Source organism: Micromonospora sp. NPDC000316 (genome assembly GCF_042898885.1).
Classification (GTDB): domain Bacteria; phylum Actinomycetota; class Actinomycetes; order Mycobacteriales; family Micromonosporaceae; genus Micromonospora.
Genome location: NZ_JBIAZG010000018.1, coordinates 43,380 through 58,085, shown reverse-complemented (window position 1 = coordinate 58,085; position 14,706 = coordinate 43,380). Strand labels below are relative to the sequence as shown.

General features: G+C 72.4%; 10 protein-coding genes. 6 read left to right on the top strand and 4 right to left on the bottom strand.

Annotated elements, in window-relative coordinates; translation table 11 throughout:
• Positions 1–77 precede the first annotated feature (77 nt).
• Complete coding sequence (locus tag ACFY2Q_RS26005; protein WP_387134490.1) at positions 78–1,832, top strand: substrate-binding domain-containing protein; 1,755 nt, start codon at positions 78–80, stop codon at positions 1,830–1,832.
• A 258-nt stretch (positions 1,833–2,090) separates the two neighbouring features.
• Entirely contained in the window at positions 2,091–3,557 is a 1,467-nt protein-coding gene (locus ACFY2Q_RS26000; RefSeq protein ID WP_387134584.1) for a sugar transferase, read from the top strand.
• Between the two features lie 27 nt (positions 3,558–3,584).
• On the opposite strand, the gene ACFY2Q_RS25995 is transcribed toward ACFY2Q_RS26000, so the two are convergent.
• Positions 3,585–4,715, bottom strand: a complete 1,131-nt coding sequence (locus tag ACFY2Q_RS25995; RefSeq protein ID WP_387134487.1) for a PP2C family protein-serine/threonine phosphatase — start codon at positions 4,713–4,715, stop codon at positions 3,585–3,587.
• Positions 4,716–4,773: 58 nt separating this feature from the next.
• Here ACFY2Q_RS25995 and ACFY2Q_RS25990 point away from each other — a divergent pair, with 58 nt between their 5' ends.
• Positions 4,774–5,493 (top strand): MarR family winged helix-turn-helix transcriptional regulator, encoded by a 720-nt coding sequence (locus tag ACFY2Q_RS25990; protein WP_387134484.1) that lies wholly within the window; start codon positions 4,774–4,776, stop codon positions 5,491–5,493.
• 55 nt (positions 5,494–5,548) lie between these two features.
• On the opposite strand, the gene ACFY2Q_RS25985 is transcribed toward ACFY2Q_RS25990, so the two are convergent.
• Together ACFY2Q_RS25985 and ACFY2Q_RS25980 are read right to left on the bottom strand one after the other, a co-directional pair.
• The gene (locus tag ACFY2Q_RS25985) at positions 5,549–7,222 is read right to left on the bottom strand and encodes a SpoIIE family protein phosphatase (protein ID WP_387134481.1); all 1,674 of its coding nucleotides are present in this window, start codon (positions 7,220–7,222) and stop codon (positions 5,549–5,551) included.
• A 127-nt stretch (positions 7,223–7,349) separates the two neighbouring features.
• Positions 7,350–8,588 carry an ROK family protein gene (locus tag ACFY2Q_RS25980; RefSeq protein ID WP_387134478.1) on the bottom strand — a complete coding sequence of 413 codons (1,239 nt, stop codon included), beginning with the start codon at positions 8,586–8,588 and terminating at the stop codon, positions 7,350–7,352.
• A gap of 87 nt (positions 8,589–8,675) precedes the next feature.
• Here ACFY2Q_RS25980 and xylA point away from each other — a divergent pair, with 87 nt between their 5' ends.
• The 3 genes from xylA to ACFY2Q_RS25965 all read left to right on the top strand — a co-directional run bounded on the left by xylA (position 8,676) and on the right by ACFY2Q_RS25965 (position 12,829).
• Positions 8,676–9,863 carry a xylose isomerase gene (gene xylA / locus ACFY2Q_RS25975; protein ID WP_387134476.1) on the top strand — a complete coding sequence of 396 codons (1,188 nt, stop codon included), beginning with the start codon at positions 8,676–8,678 and terminating at the stop codon, positions 9,861–9,863.
• Between the two features lie 9 nt (positions 9,864–9,872).
• A complete protein-coding gene (gene xylB, locus ACFY2Q_RS25970) occupies positions 9,873–11,300 on the top strand; it encodes a xylulokinase (RefSeq protein ID WP_387134474.1) in 1,428 nt (475 codons plus the stop codon).
• Between the two features lie 74 nt (positions 11,301–11,374).
• Positions 11,375–12,829, top strand: coding sequence for an MFS transporter (locus ACFY2Q_RS25965; protein WP_387134471.1), 1,455 nt, complete (start codon positions 11,375–11,377; stop codon positions 12,827–12,829).
• A 122-nt stretch (positions 12,830–12,951) separates the two neighbouring features.
• Here the strand turns inward: ACFY2Q_RS25965 and ACFY2Q_RS25960 are convergent, their stop codons facing one another.
• On the bottom strand, positions 12,952–14,625 hold the full coding sequence (locus ACFY2Q_RS25960; protein WP_387134581.1) for an alpha-amylase family glycosyl hydrolase: 1,674 nt from the start codon (positions 14,623–14,625) through the stop codon (positions 12,952–12,954).
• Positions 14,626–14,706: the final 81 nt, after the last annotated feature.

The following is a 14,706-nucleotide window of genomic DNA, read 5'->3' as shown; positions in this document are numbered from 1 at the left end:
GATCAACTGTTTCTCCTGCGTAACTTTAGTCCGAACGGTTGTGGCAGAGACGGCATCTAATACGCAAGATGGTCAGCGTGTCAGCAGGCCGCCATCGCATGCGTTCGAAACTCCACCTCGCCGCCGCCGGAGTCACGGCGACGGTCCTCGTCGTGACCACTGGCGTCTGGTTCGGCTACAAGGAGTTGATCCAGCCGAGCTGCTCCGGTGAGATTCGACTCGCCGTGGCGGTCGCCTCCGAGCTGGCACCCGCTGTGGACGCCGCCGCGTCGCAATGGGTCAAGGACGGTGCTGCGGTCGGCCCCACCTGCATCCGCGTCGATGTCTCGGCGTCCGACCCGGTCGACGTGGCGGCCGTGGTGGCCGCCAAGCACGGCGCCGTCCTGGCCGGTGTCGGGCAGGCAAGCGGCACGGCCGTCACCCCCGACGTCTGGGTGCCGGACTCCTCGACCTGGCTGCTGCGGCTCAAGAAGGACGCGACAGCGTTCGCCCCGACCAACGGCGCCTCGATCGCCCGCAGCCCCGTCGTCGTCGCGATGCCGGAGCCGGTGGCCGCCCGGCTGGGCTGGCCCAACGCGAAGTTCACCTGGGCAGACCTCCTCAAGCAGGTCAACAGCAGCAAGCCGCTTCGTACCGGCATCGTCGAGCCCACCCGGGACGCGGCAGGCCTGTCCGGTCTGCTCTCGCTGACGGCGGCCGCCAGCGCGGCAGGTGGTGACACCCAGCGCAACACCGTCGGTGCGCTGCGGGCGCTGGCCACGGGCCGGTCGTCACTGCGCAGCGACCTGGTGGCACGCTTCCCGACCGCCACGGACCCGACCTCCATCGCGAGCGGCCTCGGTGCGGCGGCGCTGTCCGAGGAAGACGTGATCGCCTACAACAGCAAGCAGCCGCCGGTGCCGCTCGCCGCGCTCTACATGGAGCCGGCGCCGATGCCGCTCGACTACCCGTACGCGGTGCTGCCCGGCATCGAGCCGAGCAAGGCGGCGGCGGCCAAGGTGCTGTTCGAGCTGCTCACCGCCCCCAAGTTCCGGGACCGGCTGGCGGCGCAGGCGCTGCGCGGGCCGGACGGCAACTGGGGCGCCGGCTTCAACGCGCCACAGGGCGCCCCGAGCCCGTCCGGCGGCGCGTCGTCCGCGCCGGCGACCGGCGGCACGGCGGCAGGCGGCCTGGACCCGGCCGCGATCCAGCGTGTCGTCTCCAGTTGGTCGATCGCCACACAGTCCGGCCGGATGCTCTGCGTCATCGACGTCTCCGGCTCGATGAAGGAAGAGGTGCCCAGCGCCAACAAGCGCAGCCGGGAGGAGGTCACCGTGGACGCGGCGCGTCGCGGTCTCGGCCTCTTCGACGACTCCTGGTCGATCGGCCTCTGGACCTTCTCCACACGGCTCGTGGGAAACCGGGACTACCGGGAGTTGGTCCCCATCGGCCCGCTCTCCGGCCAGCGGGGTCAGCTCGAGGCGGCGCTCGGCACCATCAAGCCCTCCGACGGTGACACAGGCCTCTACGACACCATGCTCGCCGCGTACCAGGCGGTCCAGGAGGACTGGCAGCCCGGCCGCGTCAACTCGATCGTGCTGTTCACCGACGGCAAGAACGAGGACGACAACGGCCTCAACCAGCAGCAGTTGCTGGCCAAGCTGAAGCAGATCGCCGACCCGGAGCGACCGGTGCAGGTCATCATGATCGGTATCGGTGAGGGCGTCAGCAAGGCCGAGTTGGAGTCGATCACCAAGGTCACCGGCGGCGATGTCTTCGTCACCAAGGACCCGAGTGAGATCGGCAGCATCTTCCTCAGCGCCATCGCCCGCCGCCCACCGGCGCCGCGCTGAGCCGAGGCACAGCACACGGAGCCCGCCGGACCGCTGATGCGGTACGGCGGGCTCCTTGCGTCGCCACGGAGTCGAGGAAAAGTGACGGCAATACGTCGGAAGCAATCGGTGGCCATAGTTACCAGGGCAGGATGTCGACGTGTCCCGGCATTGTCGGTCCGCCCCGGGTTGCTCCGGCCCTCGGTCCGTCTCGACGTGACCAGTCGGCCAGGGTCCGCCTGAGCAGAGTGGGGAGTGCCAGTGATCGCGACGACACTGATGCCTCCCGCCAGCACGCCGCCGAAGCCGGACGGCCGTCCATCCGGGCTGGTCGCCCGCGCCGACGAACGGGCCTACGTCCGCGTCCTGGTGGTGCTGGACACCGCCATCCTCACCATCGCCCTGCTCGTCGGGTACGTCGCCCGGTTCGGTGACGAGGAGCCGAGCGGCTCGAAGATCCCGTACGTGCTTGTGGCGCCGGGGTTGGTCCTCGCCTGGCTGGTCTCGCTCAAGGCGCTCGGTTGCTACGACGACCGGGTGATCGGCTACGGGGCGGACGAGTACCGGCGGGTCAACTCGGCGAGCCTGCGACTGGCCGGTGCGATAGCCATCGCCGGATACATCGCCGACGTCGGCGTCTCCCGGGGTTTCCTCGGCATCTCCTTCGCGGTGGGCACCGTCGGGCTGGAAGTGGCCCGGTTCGCTGCCCGCAAACGCCTGCACCGGGCCCGCTCCCGAGGGTTCGGCTGGTCCCGCAAGGTTCTTGTGGTCGGCGACACCGCCCACGTTCTGGAGTTGGTGCACACCCTGCGCCGGGAGCCGTACGCCGGCTATCAGGTGGTTGGCGCGTGCATCCCGGACGCGCTGTTGGCGCCGGTGGCGCAGCGGCTCGGTGACGTGCCTGTGGTGGGGTCGTTCCGGGGCATTCCGGAGGCGGCCACAGCGATCGGCGCGGACACGGTCGCCGTGACCGCCTCCGGCGAGCTGACCGCCGCCCGTCTGCGCCGGCTCGGTTGGCAGTTGGAGGGCACAGGCGTCGACCTCGTCGTGGCGCCCGCGCTCACCGACGTGGCCGGCCCTCGGATCCACACCCGTCCGGTCGCCGGGCTGCCGCTGATCCACGTCGAGGCGCCCGAGTTCCGCGGTGCGCGCAAATTGGTAAAGGGGTTCGTCGACCGGTCGGTGTCGTCGTTCGCCCTGCTGTTGCTGTTGCCCCTGATCGGGGTCATCGCACTGGCCATCAAACTGGACAGCCGGGGTCCTGTGCTGTTCCGGCAGGTCCGGGTCGGCCGGGGCGGCAAGGAATTCGGTGTCTTCAAGTTCCGGACCATGGTGGTGAACGCCGACGCGATGCTCGCCGAGTTGGCCACAAGCAACGAGACCGACGGCCTCATGTTCAAGATGCGCGACGACCCCCGGGTCACCCGGGTCGGCCGGTTGCTGCGCAAGTGGTCGCTGGACGAGCTGCCGCAGCTGGTAAACGTGCTGCTGGGCCAGATGAGCCTGGTCGGGCCGCGCCCGCCGCTGCCCTCGGAGGTGGCCCGCTACGACGGCGACGTCGCCCGCCGGCTGCTTGTCAAGCCGGGCATGACCGGGTTGTGGCAGGTAAGCGGGCGCTCCGACCTGAGCTGGGAGGACGGCATTCGACTCGATCTCTACTACGTGGAGAACTGGTCCCTCGCCGCCGACCTCACCATCCTCTGGAAGACCTTCGGCGCGGTGCTGAACAGCCGCGGCGCGTATTAACCTGCGCCGGTCACGGACAGGCGCCTGTCACGCCTGCGGGCCCAACCAGTCGAGGCAGACCACCACGGCGTCGTCGATCAGGTCGCCGGCCACGAACGCGCGCAGGTCACCGAGCAGCGAGCGGACGGCGTCCAGCGGCTCCATCGGGCCGGTCCGGCGCAGGAACCGGTCGAGTGCCGTCTCGCCGTAGCGCACCTCGTGCCCGGTGGCGTCCACCACCCCGTCGCTGACCACGAACAGCCGGTCGCCGCGCTCAAGCGTGAACGTCTGCTCGTGGTAGTCGGTCGCCTCGAACATGCCGAGCGGGAACTGCGCCTCCAGCGGCTGCTCGGTGACCTCCCCGCCGCGCAGCAGGACCAGCCGTGGCGAGCCCGCGTCCACAACCGTCATCGTCCCGGTCCGGAGTTCCAACTCCAGCAGTAGGGCGGACAGGTGCCGCTTGCCCCGGTACTCGTCGTAGAGGGCCTGGTCGGCGAGGGCCGCCTGGTCGGCGAGGCCCAGCCCGGCACGGCGGGCGTTGCGCAGCGCGTGGGTGGCCAGCGAGGTGAGCAGGGATGCCGCGACACCCTCCCCGGTGCCGTTGACTGTGGACAGCCAGAGCCGCTGCCCGTCGTCGGACCAGTCGAAGCTGTCGCCCCGCACCGCGTACGCCGGCTCCAACTGCCCGGCCAGGCTGAACGACGGCCGGATCCGGCTGCGGCCGGGCAGCAGGTCCCACTGCATCTCGGCGGCGAGGGTGAGTCGTTGGCTGCGCCGTGCGGCACGGTAGACGTCGGTGCCGGGGGACACGGCGTCCAACTCGTGGGCGAGCGCGGTGGCGATCTCGGCAAGGTCGCCGAGGACCGTCGGATCGTCGGGCACCGGCGCCAGGCGCAGCACACCCCGGCGCTCGCCGCGCATGCTGACCGGCAACCACGCGGTGTCGTCGACGCGCAGGGGTGACTGGTGGTCGAAAGCGCGCCAGGCGGGGTGCCCGGCACCTCGCAGGGGCTCACCCTCAGTGAGGGGAAGCAACTCCGAGAGCCGGTAGTCGACCTGGTACAGCTCGGCCTCGCTGATCCCGTACGCCTCGGCGAGCACCCGTGCGACCCCGCTCACGAGTCGGTCGGCTGGTGTCTCGTTAAGGGTACGTCGTGCCCGATTGACCGGTTCGTTCATCAGGGGGCTCCTTGCTCAAGCTCGACCACCAGCGGGTTCGGAGTAGTCTCGGGCCACCATGGCCGAACTGCCCGGTCCACCGGACCCCGAGACGAGTATGGCTGCCGCGTTGGACGCGGCGGCCGGTGCATTGCTGAGCGTGTGGGATTCCGCCCGGGAGGCGACCGCCAACCGGCTGTCCGGCGTCCAGTTACGTGCGGTGATGGTGGTCGAGCACCACGACGGGATCAACCTGCGCCGGCTGTCCAACCGGTTGGACATGCTGCTCAGCTCCGCCAGCCGGCTCTGCGACAGGCTTGTCGCCGCGGGCATGCTGGAGCGCGAGCCGGGCCGCTTCGACAGGCGCGAGATCTCCCTGCACCTCACCCCGGAGGCCCGTCGGCTCCTCGCGGAGCTGCGGGCGGACCGCCAGGCGCGGCTCGCCGCCGTTCTGGCCGGGATGAGCCCGGCAGGTCGCACCGCGCTGCTGCGCGGAATTCGGGATTTCGACGAGGCCGCCCGCCGGCAGCGGACGCAGAGCATGTCGACGCCGGACGACGGGGGCCAGCCGCGCGGGCGCGGCGACTGGCCGAGCGACAGCGACTGGCCGGACGACGCCGACGAGCCACGCGGGCCGGGGGATCCGGACCGTCCCACCGGACGACCGAGGGACTGGTCGGCGGACCCCGACCGGCCGTCCCGCACGATGCGGCAGAGCGGGCCGACCGCCACCGAGCGGCCGGTGGGCAGCCCGCACGAGTGGCCCACGGGCGAGCCTCCGGTGGCGCGAACAGCCTGATCCGACCGATCGTCGGCCCGACCCCGGTGGTACGCCGTCTGCCCAACCTCGCCGATCACGCCGGTGTCGACGCGCACACCGCCAGCATGGCGATGTCGTCCTGGGCCTGCCCGCCCAGCCATTCGTCCACCAACTGGAGCAGCCTGTCGACAAGCACGGCGGGCGGCAGACCGGCTGCCGAGGCGAGCGCGGCGCGCAGCCGGTGCTCGCCGAACATCTCGCCGGCGAACGGACCACCCCGCGCCTGGGTCACCCCGTCGGTGTACGCGAGCAGCAGGTCACCCGGGTCGAGGTGCACACGGGTGTCGACGAACCGGGCATCGGCAAACGCGCCGACAGGCATCCCGCCGACCGGGACCGGGGTGACCGAGCCGGTGCCGGTGACCAGCAGCGGCGCCGGGTGGCCGCCGCCGCTGATCCGGATGTCCACCCCGGCCGGCCCGCGCTCCAGCGAGCCCAGCAGCAGGGTGGTGAACTGACCGCGCCGCGCCGCGTCGGGTGTGTCGAACAGGGCTCGGTTGAGGAGGTAGATCAGCTCCAGCGGGCGCTGCTCGACCAGCCGCAACGTCTGCAACGACTGGCGGACCCGGCCGGTCAGCACGGCCGCGCCGACGCCCTTGCCGCAGACGTCGCCGAGCGCGAACAGCGCGCCGCGCGAGTGCGGAAACACTTCGTAGAAGTCGCCGCCGATGCGCAGCGTGTCACCGGCGGCCCGATAGCCCCCGGCGATGCTCACGCCGGGCACCGTCGGCAGCTCCGGCGGGAGCAGGCTCGTCTGCAACACCCGAGCGAGGTGGGCCTGTTCGCCGTACAGCTCGGCGGTCGCCAGTGCCGCCCCGGCCCGTGCGGCGAACTCGCGGGCAAGCTCGACGTCGCGCGCGTCGAACCCGGCCCGCCCGTCCCGGCGGATCAGCAGCAGGGCGCCGGCCGGGCCGCCGGCGCCGAGCATCGGGCAGAGCAGCGCGGCGCCCGGTCGGCCGAATTCGGGCGGCAGCACGGCCGCCAGGTCGTCGGGCTCGACGTCCCGCCACGGACTCGGTTCGGTGAGGTCGCCGTCGAGCGTCTCGGCGAGGCCGGGGACGATGGCGGTCAACTCCGGCGCGGCACGACCGGTGACGGGGGCAGGCCCGCCCTCGACGTACCGGGTCCAGCGGGGGTGCTGCTCGGCCGGCGCGAGCGGGCGGTGCAGCGCGATGGCGGCATCGGCCAGGTACGGCACGGCGAGGGTAGTGGTGGTCCGCAGGGCTTGGTCCCGGTGCAGGGAGAGCCCGAGCCGGCTGCCGGCCTGCGCGAGGAACGCGGTGCGGGAGCGCTCGGCCAGCAGGGCCTCGGTGCGGGCGTGCTCCTCGGTGACGTCCCGGACGTACCAGGCGTACCGGCTGCCGGAGAGCTGTCGCCGGAAGCCGCGTAGCTGCCGGCCACGGTGCTCGGCGTCGAATCGCTCGGTGCCGTCGGTGACCGCCCGGGCCAGTGCCGCGACCGGGCACCCGGACAGCTCGGTGCCCGCGACGATTTCCGGGAGCAGCTCCGCCGCCATGGCGTTGACAAGTGTGACCCGGCTGGACTCGTCGGTCGTCACGACGGCCTCGGCGAGCCCGTCGAGCAGCTCGCGTGCCAACGGCGAGTCGGCCGGAAGTGGACCGCCGGTGGGCGGGCTGGCAGGTCGGTGGGACGCCTGCCCCTCGTCGCTGACCGGGCCGGCGTTGCCGCCCCATTGGGTCGTGCTCATCGTCCGACGCCGGCCCGCGTCTGACGCCCTGTGCGCATGCTGCTCCTGCACTCCTTGCCCGGGGATCGTTGCCTGACGGCAAGCGTACCGAGCCCCACTGACAGGCACCCAGAGCGCGGGCCGGTGGTCAGGCGGTGCGGGTCAGCCAGCCGGCGGGGCGGCCGACGATGTGGCGGACCACCGACCCGGCGGCACCCACCACGGCGGCCTCCGGGCCGAGGATCGACGGTCGGACCGTGACCGGTGACCAGGCGGCGGTGAGCACCCGGCCGGCGATCTCGGCGAGCACCGGAGGGCACAGCCAGGGCGCCAGCGGGGCGTACCCTCCGCCGAGCACCACGGTGTCCAGGTCCAGCAGGTTGACAACGCTCGCCACCGCGACACCGAGCGCCGTACCGGCGTCGCGCAGCGCCCGCAGCGCGTCCGGGTCGCCGGCCTCCGCCAACTCCGCCAGCCGCGCGGTGCCGGTGTCCGCCGGAAGCTCCGCCCGGGCCAGCCCGGCGGCTGCCACGATCGCCTCCTGGCCTGCGTACTGCTCCAGGCAGCCCCGCCCGCCGCAGCGGCACGGAACCCCCTGCGGGTCGACCGGGAAATGCCCGATCTCACCGCTCCAACCCCGGACGCCCCGGAACAGCGCGCCGTCCAGCACGATGCCCGCGCCGATGCCCACCTCGCCGGAGATGTGCAGGAAGCTGGCCGGACCGGGAGGTCGGCAGTGCAGTTCGCCGAGCGCGGCGAGGTTTGCCTCGTTGTCCACCACCAGCGCCGGTACGCCGGGCACCTGTTCGGTAAGCGGCGGGTGCGCACCCAGCAGCGCCGGCACCGGTACGTCCCGCCAGCCGAGGTTCGGCGCGAGCCGGACCACCCCGGCGTCGTCCACCAGGCCGGGCACGGCGAGCGCGGCCCCGGCCAGTGTGAGGCCCTGCTGGGCGGCGTGGAGGCGGGCCTGCCCGGCCAACTCGACGAGCTTGGCCAGGGCGTCGGCGGGTGCCACCGGGCGCAGGTCGGCGCGGTGCACGGTGCGGTGTCGCACCTGGCCGGCGAAGTCGACCACGCACACCGCCAGATAGTCGACGTTGACCTCCAGGCCGAGTCCCGCCGGCCCCTGGTCGGCCAGGACCAGCCCGCGGGCCGGACGGCCGGCGCCGGCTCGGGGCGCCGGGTCGGCCTCGCTCACCAGTTGGCCGGCGAGCAGGTCCTCGACCACAGCGGAAACGGTCGCCCGGGTCAGGCCGGTGGCCGTGGCCAGGTCGGCGCGGGACGGGGGGCGGTCGGCAGCCGCGATACGACCGAGCACGAGGGCGAGATTGAGTTCGCGCAGGCTGCCCTGGCGTACGGCGCCGACCGGGGAGTGGGTGAGGCTCACCCCTTGACAGTGCCATATGGTGGGCAAATAATTCAATCGCTGAACAAATAGCGAAACCGCGCACTCCACCACCACCCGGAGGTCCTCATGGCACCACGCCCCACCCCCGCCGACAAGTTCTCCTTCGGGCTCTGGACGGTGGGCTGGCAGGCCCGTGATCCGTTCGGCGACGCGACGCGCCCCGAGCTCGACCCGGTCGAGGCCGTGCACCGGCTCGCCGAGCTGGGCGCGTACGGCGTCACCTTCCACGACGACGACCTGATCCCGTTCGGCGTCGACGCCGCCACCCGGGACCAGCACATCGCCCGGTTCCGCAAGGCCCTCGACGAGACCGGCCTCGTGGTGCCGATGGTGACCACCAACCTCTTCACCCACCCCGTCTTCAAGGACGGCGGCTTCACCAGCAACGACCGCGACGTCCGCCGCTACGCGCTGCGCAAGGTGCTGCGCAACGTCGACCTGGCCGCCGAGCTGGGCGCGAGCACGTTCGTGATGTGGGGCGGCCGGGAGGGCTCCGAGTACGACGTCGCCAAGGACGTCCGCGCCGCCCTGGACCGCTACCGCGAGGCCGTCGACCTGCTCACCCAGTACGTCATCGACCAGGGCTACAACCTGCGCTTCGCGCTGGAGCCCAAGCCCAACGAGCCGCGCGGCGACATCCTGCTGCCGACTGTCGGGCACGCGCTCGCCTTCATCTCCCAGCTCCAACACCCGGACATGGTCGGTCTCAACCCGGAGGTCGGCCACGAGCAGATGGCCGGGCTCAACTACGCCCACGGCATCGCCCAGGCGCTCTGGCAGGGCAAGCTGTTCCACCTGGACCTCAACGGCCAGCGCGGCATCAAGTACGACCAGGACCTGGTCTTCGGCCACGGCGACCTGATGAACGCGTTCGCGCTCGTGGACCTGCTGGAGAACGGCGGCCCCAACGGCGGCCCGACCTACGACGGCCCCCGGCACTTCGACTACAAGCCCTCCCGCACCGAGGACATGGACGGGGTGTGGGCGTCGGCGGCCGCCAACATGGCCACCTACCTCCTGCTCAAGGAGCGGGCCGCGGCGTTCCGCGCCGACCCCGAGGTGATCGAGGCGCTGGCCGCCAGCAAGGTCGGCGAGCTGAGCACCCCGACGCTCGACGCGGGTGAGGGCTACGAGGGCCTGCGCGCCGACCGGTCCGCGTTCGAGGACTTCGACGTGGACGCGGTGGCCGCCCGGGGCTTCGGGTTCGTCCGGCTCAACCAGCTCGCCGTCGAGCACCTGCTCGGCGCCCGCTGAGGCCCGGCCATGCCGCTGGTCGCGGGCGTTGACTCGTCCACCCAGTCCTGCAAGGTGGTCATCCGGGACGCGGAGACCGGTGTCCTGCTCCGGCAGGGCCGGGCGCCGCACCCCGACGGCACCGAGGTCGACCCGGAAGCCTGGTGGCAGGCGCTGCGCAGCGCCGCCGACCAGGCCGGTGGGCTTGCCGACGTCGCGGCGGTCTCCGTCGCCGGCCAGCAGCACGGCATGGTCTGCCTCGACGAGGCCGGCCGGGTGGTCCGCCCGGCCCTGCTGTGGAACGACACCCGCTCCGCCGACGCCGCCGCCGACCTGATCGAGGAGGCCGGCGGCGGCGCGGCCGGGCGCCGATTCTGGGCCGAGGCCACCGGCAGTGTGCCGGTGGCCAGCTTCACCCTCACCAAGCTGCGGTGGCTTGCCACACACGAGCCGGAGCGGGCAGCCCAAGTGGCGGCCGTCTGCCTGCCGCACGACTGGCTGACCTGGCGGCTGGCCGGCGCACCGGGGTTGGGCGCGCTGCGTACCGACCGGGGTGACGCCAGCGGCACCAGCTACTGGTCGCCGGCCACCGGCAACTACCGGCTCGACCTGCTGGAGCGGGGCTTCGGCCGGCAGGTGGTGCTGCCCGAGGTGCTCGGCCCGGCGGAGTCGGCGGGGAAGCTTGCCGACCACCTGGGTGGGTCGGGCGGCGCGCTGCTGGGCGCGGGCACCGGCGACAACGCCGCCGCCGCTCTCGGTGTCGGTGCCGGCCCGGGTGACGTGGTCGTCTCGATCGGCACCTCCGGCACCGTGTTCAGCGTCGCCGACGTGCCGGCCTCCGACGAGAGCGGCGCGGTGGCAGGCTTCGCCGACGCGTCCGGTCGCTTCCTGCCGCTTGTCGCCACGCTCAACGCCGCCCGAGTGTTGGACGCCGCCGCCGCGATGCTCGGCGTCAACCTCGACCAACTGGCCGAGCTGGCGCTCTCCGCGCCGGCCGGGGCGGACGGGCTGGTCATGGTGCCCTACCTGGAGGGTGAACGCACGCCCAACCGGCCGCTGGCCACCGGCGCGGTGCACGGGTTGACCCTGCGCACCTCGACACCGGCGCACCTGGCCCGCGCCGCCGTGGAGGGGATGCTCTGCGCGCTCGCCGACGGCCTCGACGCGCTGACCGCGCAGGGTGCGGTCGCCCGCCGGGTCATCCTGGTCGGCGGCGGAGCCCGGTCGGCTGCGGTCCGTCGAATCGCGCCGCAGGTCTTCGGCTGCCCGGTGGTCGTCCCACCACCCGGCGAGTACGTCGCCGACGGCGCCGCACGCCAGGCCGCCTGGGTCGCCCTGGGCGGTCCGACACCGCCGGTCTGGGCGGTCGAGGGCACCGAGGAGTACGCCGCCGAGCCTGTCCCGGCGGTCCGTGAGCAGTACGCCGCCGCTCGGGGCCTGGTCCTGGACCGCCGCTGACCCGCAGGCGTGGGTGACCGACGACTGCCACCCACGTGACGACCCCCTCAGCGGAGTCTGGTTGGCTGCCGGTCATGACCGTGACCAGTGGCGGGCCAGACCCCGGCCGGGGGCAGCTCGGCCAGCGCCCGCACGGTTGGGGCGGTGGCCGAGCGCACCGGTTGTACAGCGTCGTGGTGTTCGTGCTGCTCGCCTCGCTGGACAACGTGGCGATCGGGCTGGTCCCGCCGCTGTACGGCCCGATCGCCGACACGTTCGACGTGTCGGGGCGGCTACTGGGCCTCGTCACGGCGGCCAGCTTCCTGGTCAGCGCGGTGGCGGCGGTCGGTTGGGCGTACGTCGGCGACCGGACCAACCGCAAGCCGCTGCTGATGGTGGGCACGCTGCTCTGGGCGGCGGGCACCGGCGGCACCGCGCTCGCCGGCGGTTACCTGACCTTCCTGACCGCCCAACTGGTCGCGGCGATCGGTCTCGGCGCGGTCGGTTCGGTGGGCTTCTCGGTCGTCACCGATCTGATCTCGCCGACGCGACGCGGGCTGGTGATGAGCTTCTGGGGGCTGTCCCAGGGGATCGGCACCCTGGCCGGGACGCTTGTCGGTGGGTTGCTCGGCGCGGCCGACTGGCGGCGGCCGTTCTGGGTGCTGACAGGTGTGGGCCTGGCCGCCACGATGGCCTACCTGTTCACCTACGACATTCGGCGAGGCCAGAGCGAGCCGGAGTTGGCCGACAGGCTGGACGCCGGCGCCGACTACGACTACCGGATCAGCCGGGCTGACCTGCCGCGGATCCTGGCCCGGAGGACCAACCTGTGGCTGATCCTGCAGGGCCTGACCGCACAGGCCGCCTTCGGCTCACTGGTCTGGCTGCCGGTGCTCTTCGCCGAGCGGGCCGAAGCCCAGGGCTACTCGGCGTCGACTGCTGTGGTGGTGGGCAGCGTCTTCGCCACGCTGTTCCAGCTCGGCGGGGTGCTCTCCATCGTCGGCGGGCTGGTCGGCGACGCGCTGCAACGGCGTACCCCGAGGGGTCGGGCACTTGTCGCGGCGGTCGGCATCCTCGCCGCGGTGCCGTTCTACCTGGTGCTGTTCTTCGTGCCGGTGACCATCGACGTGCCGGACGGCGCGGGCGGCGGCGCGGTGATCGGCGCGGTGCTGTCCAGTGTGTTCACCGAACCGTCGGTCGGGTTGAGCCTGCTCACCGCTGTGGTGGCGCTCGCGTTGACCTCGGCCAACTCGCCGAACTGGTTCGCGCTGATCGCCGATGTGAACCCGCCCGAGCACAGGGGCACCGTCTACAGCCTCGGCAACCTCGTCAACGGTGTCGGCCGGGCGGCCGGCAACGGGCTGGTAGGCGTGGCCTTCCAGGGACTGCGCGCCGCGTTCCCCCCACCGTTGAACTTCGCCGTCGGGCTTGCCGCATTCCAGCTCTTCTTCATCCCCACAGGCATCATGTACTGGCTGGCCTCCCGGACCTCCCCGCAAGACATCAAAAACGTCCACGACCTACTCCACACCCGAGCAGACCGCCTCTAGCCCCCACCCCACCCCCCACCCCACCCACCCCGCGATCTTGCACTTTCTGCCTCGACATAGGGGGTGTAACCGCCCATACCGGCGACCGAAAGTGCAAGATCGCGGGGGTGAGGGGGGTGGGGTTAGGTTAGGAGCCAGACTGTTACGTCGGTGGGGACGCCGCCGTTGTCGTCTAGCGGTGCGCTGGACGTGAGCACCTTGGCGCCGGCCGGCACTGGCACGGGAGCGTCACCGAAGTTGGTGAGCACTGTCAGCCCTGCGTTGCGGAAGGCGAGCACCTCGTCGTTCGCGGGCAACCACTCAAGGGTGCCGCGACCGAGCCCGTGGTCGCGGCGCAGACGCAGCGCCGTGCGGTACAGCTCGTACGTCGAGCCGGGCACGTCGCGCTGCCGGTCCAGCGCGTACTCCGCCCAGGACGCCGGTTGCGGCAGCCAACTGGCGTCGGTGGGCCCGAAGCCGTACGACGGTGCGTCGGCCTCCCACGGGATTGGCACTCGGCAGCCGTCCCGGCCCCGCTGGGTGTGCCCGCTGCGCGCCCAGGTCGGGTCCTGCCGGGCCTCGTCGGGCATCGTGGTGTGCTCGGGTAGGCCCAGTTCCTCGCCCTGGTAGAGGTACGCCGAGCCGGGCAGCGCGAGCATCAGCAGGGTGGCCGCCCGGGCCCGGCGCAGGCCGAGCGCGGCGTCCGGCTGCGGGTCGTCGACACCGATGCCGTTGGGACGGGGAGTGCCGACAGGCAGGCCGAGCCGGGAGGCGTGCCGCACGACGTCGTGGTTGGACAGCACCCAGGTGGTCGGCGCGCCTACCGAATCGGTCGCCTCCAGAGAGCGGGTGATCACCGCGTACTGGGCCGGAGCGGACCAGGCGGCGAGCAGGTACTCGAAGTTGAACGCCTGGTGCATCTCGTCGGGGCGGACGTAGCGGGCCAGCCGCTCGGCCGGCTCCACCCACGCCTCGGCGACGAGCACCCGCTCGCCGGGGTAGCTGTCCAGGACCTGCCGCCACTGCCGGTAGATCTCGTGTACGCCGTCCTGGTCCCACATCGGCGGGCGGGGCTTGTCCACCTCCTGGCCGGAGAGGATCTCCTGCGGGTCCTGCCAGTCGGCCAGGTCGGCCTGCTTGACGAGGCCGTGCGCCACGTCGACGCGGAAGCCGTCGACCCCGCGGTCCAGCCAGAACCGCAGCACGTCGAGGAACTCCGCGTGCACCTCGGGGTTGTCCCAGTTGAGGTCCGGCTGGCCGGTGTCGAACAGGTGCAGGTACCACTGGCCGGGCTGGCCGTCCGGGTCGGTCGTCCGCGTCCAGGCGGGGCCGCCGAAGACGCTCTGCCAGTCGTTGGGCGGCTGGTCGCCGGCCGGGCCGAGGCCGTCCCGGAAGATGTACCGGGCCCGCTCCGGGCTGCCCGGCGCGGCGGCCAGGGCGGCCTGGAACCAGCGGTGCGCCGAGGAGGTGTGGTTCGGCACCAGGTCGACGATCACCCGAAGGCTGCGGGCGCGGGCCTCGGCGATCAGATTGTCCGCGTCGGCGAGGGTGCCGAACAGCGGGTCGACGTCCCGGTAGTCGGCCACGTCGTAGCCCGCGTCGGCCTGCGGCGACGGGTAGAACGGGGAGAGCCACACCGCGTCCACGCCCAGCTCGACCAGGTGGTCGAGGCGGGCGGTGATGCCCGGGAGGTCGCCGACCCCGTCGCCGTCGGAGTCGGCGAACGAGCGGGGATAGATCTGGTAGATGGCTGCCTCGGTCCACCACCCGGTGATCGGGCCGGCGGAGGAGGTCTGCTGCGTCGGTTCGGTGTTCAGGGTGGTCTCCCGTGTCGAGCCGTATGTGGACTGCCGGGCGGTGCTGTTGCCGGCCGCGTCGCCGCCAGCCGCCGGCCGGTG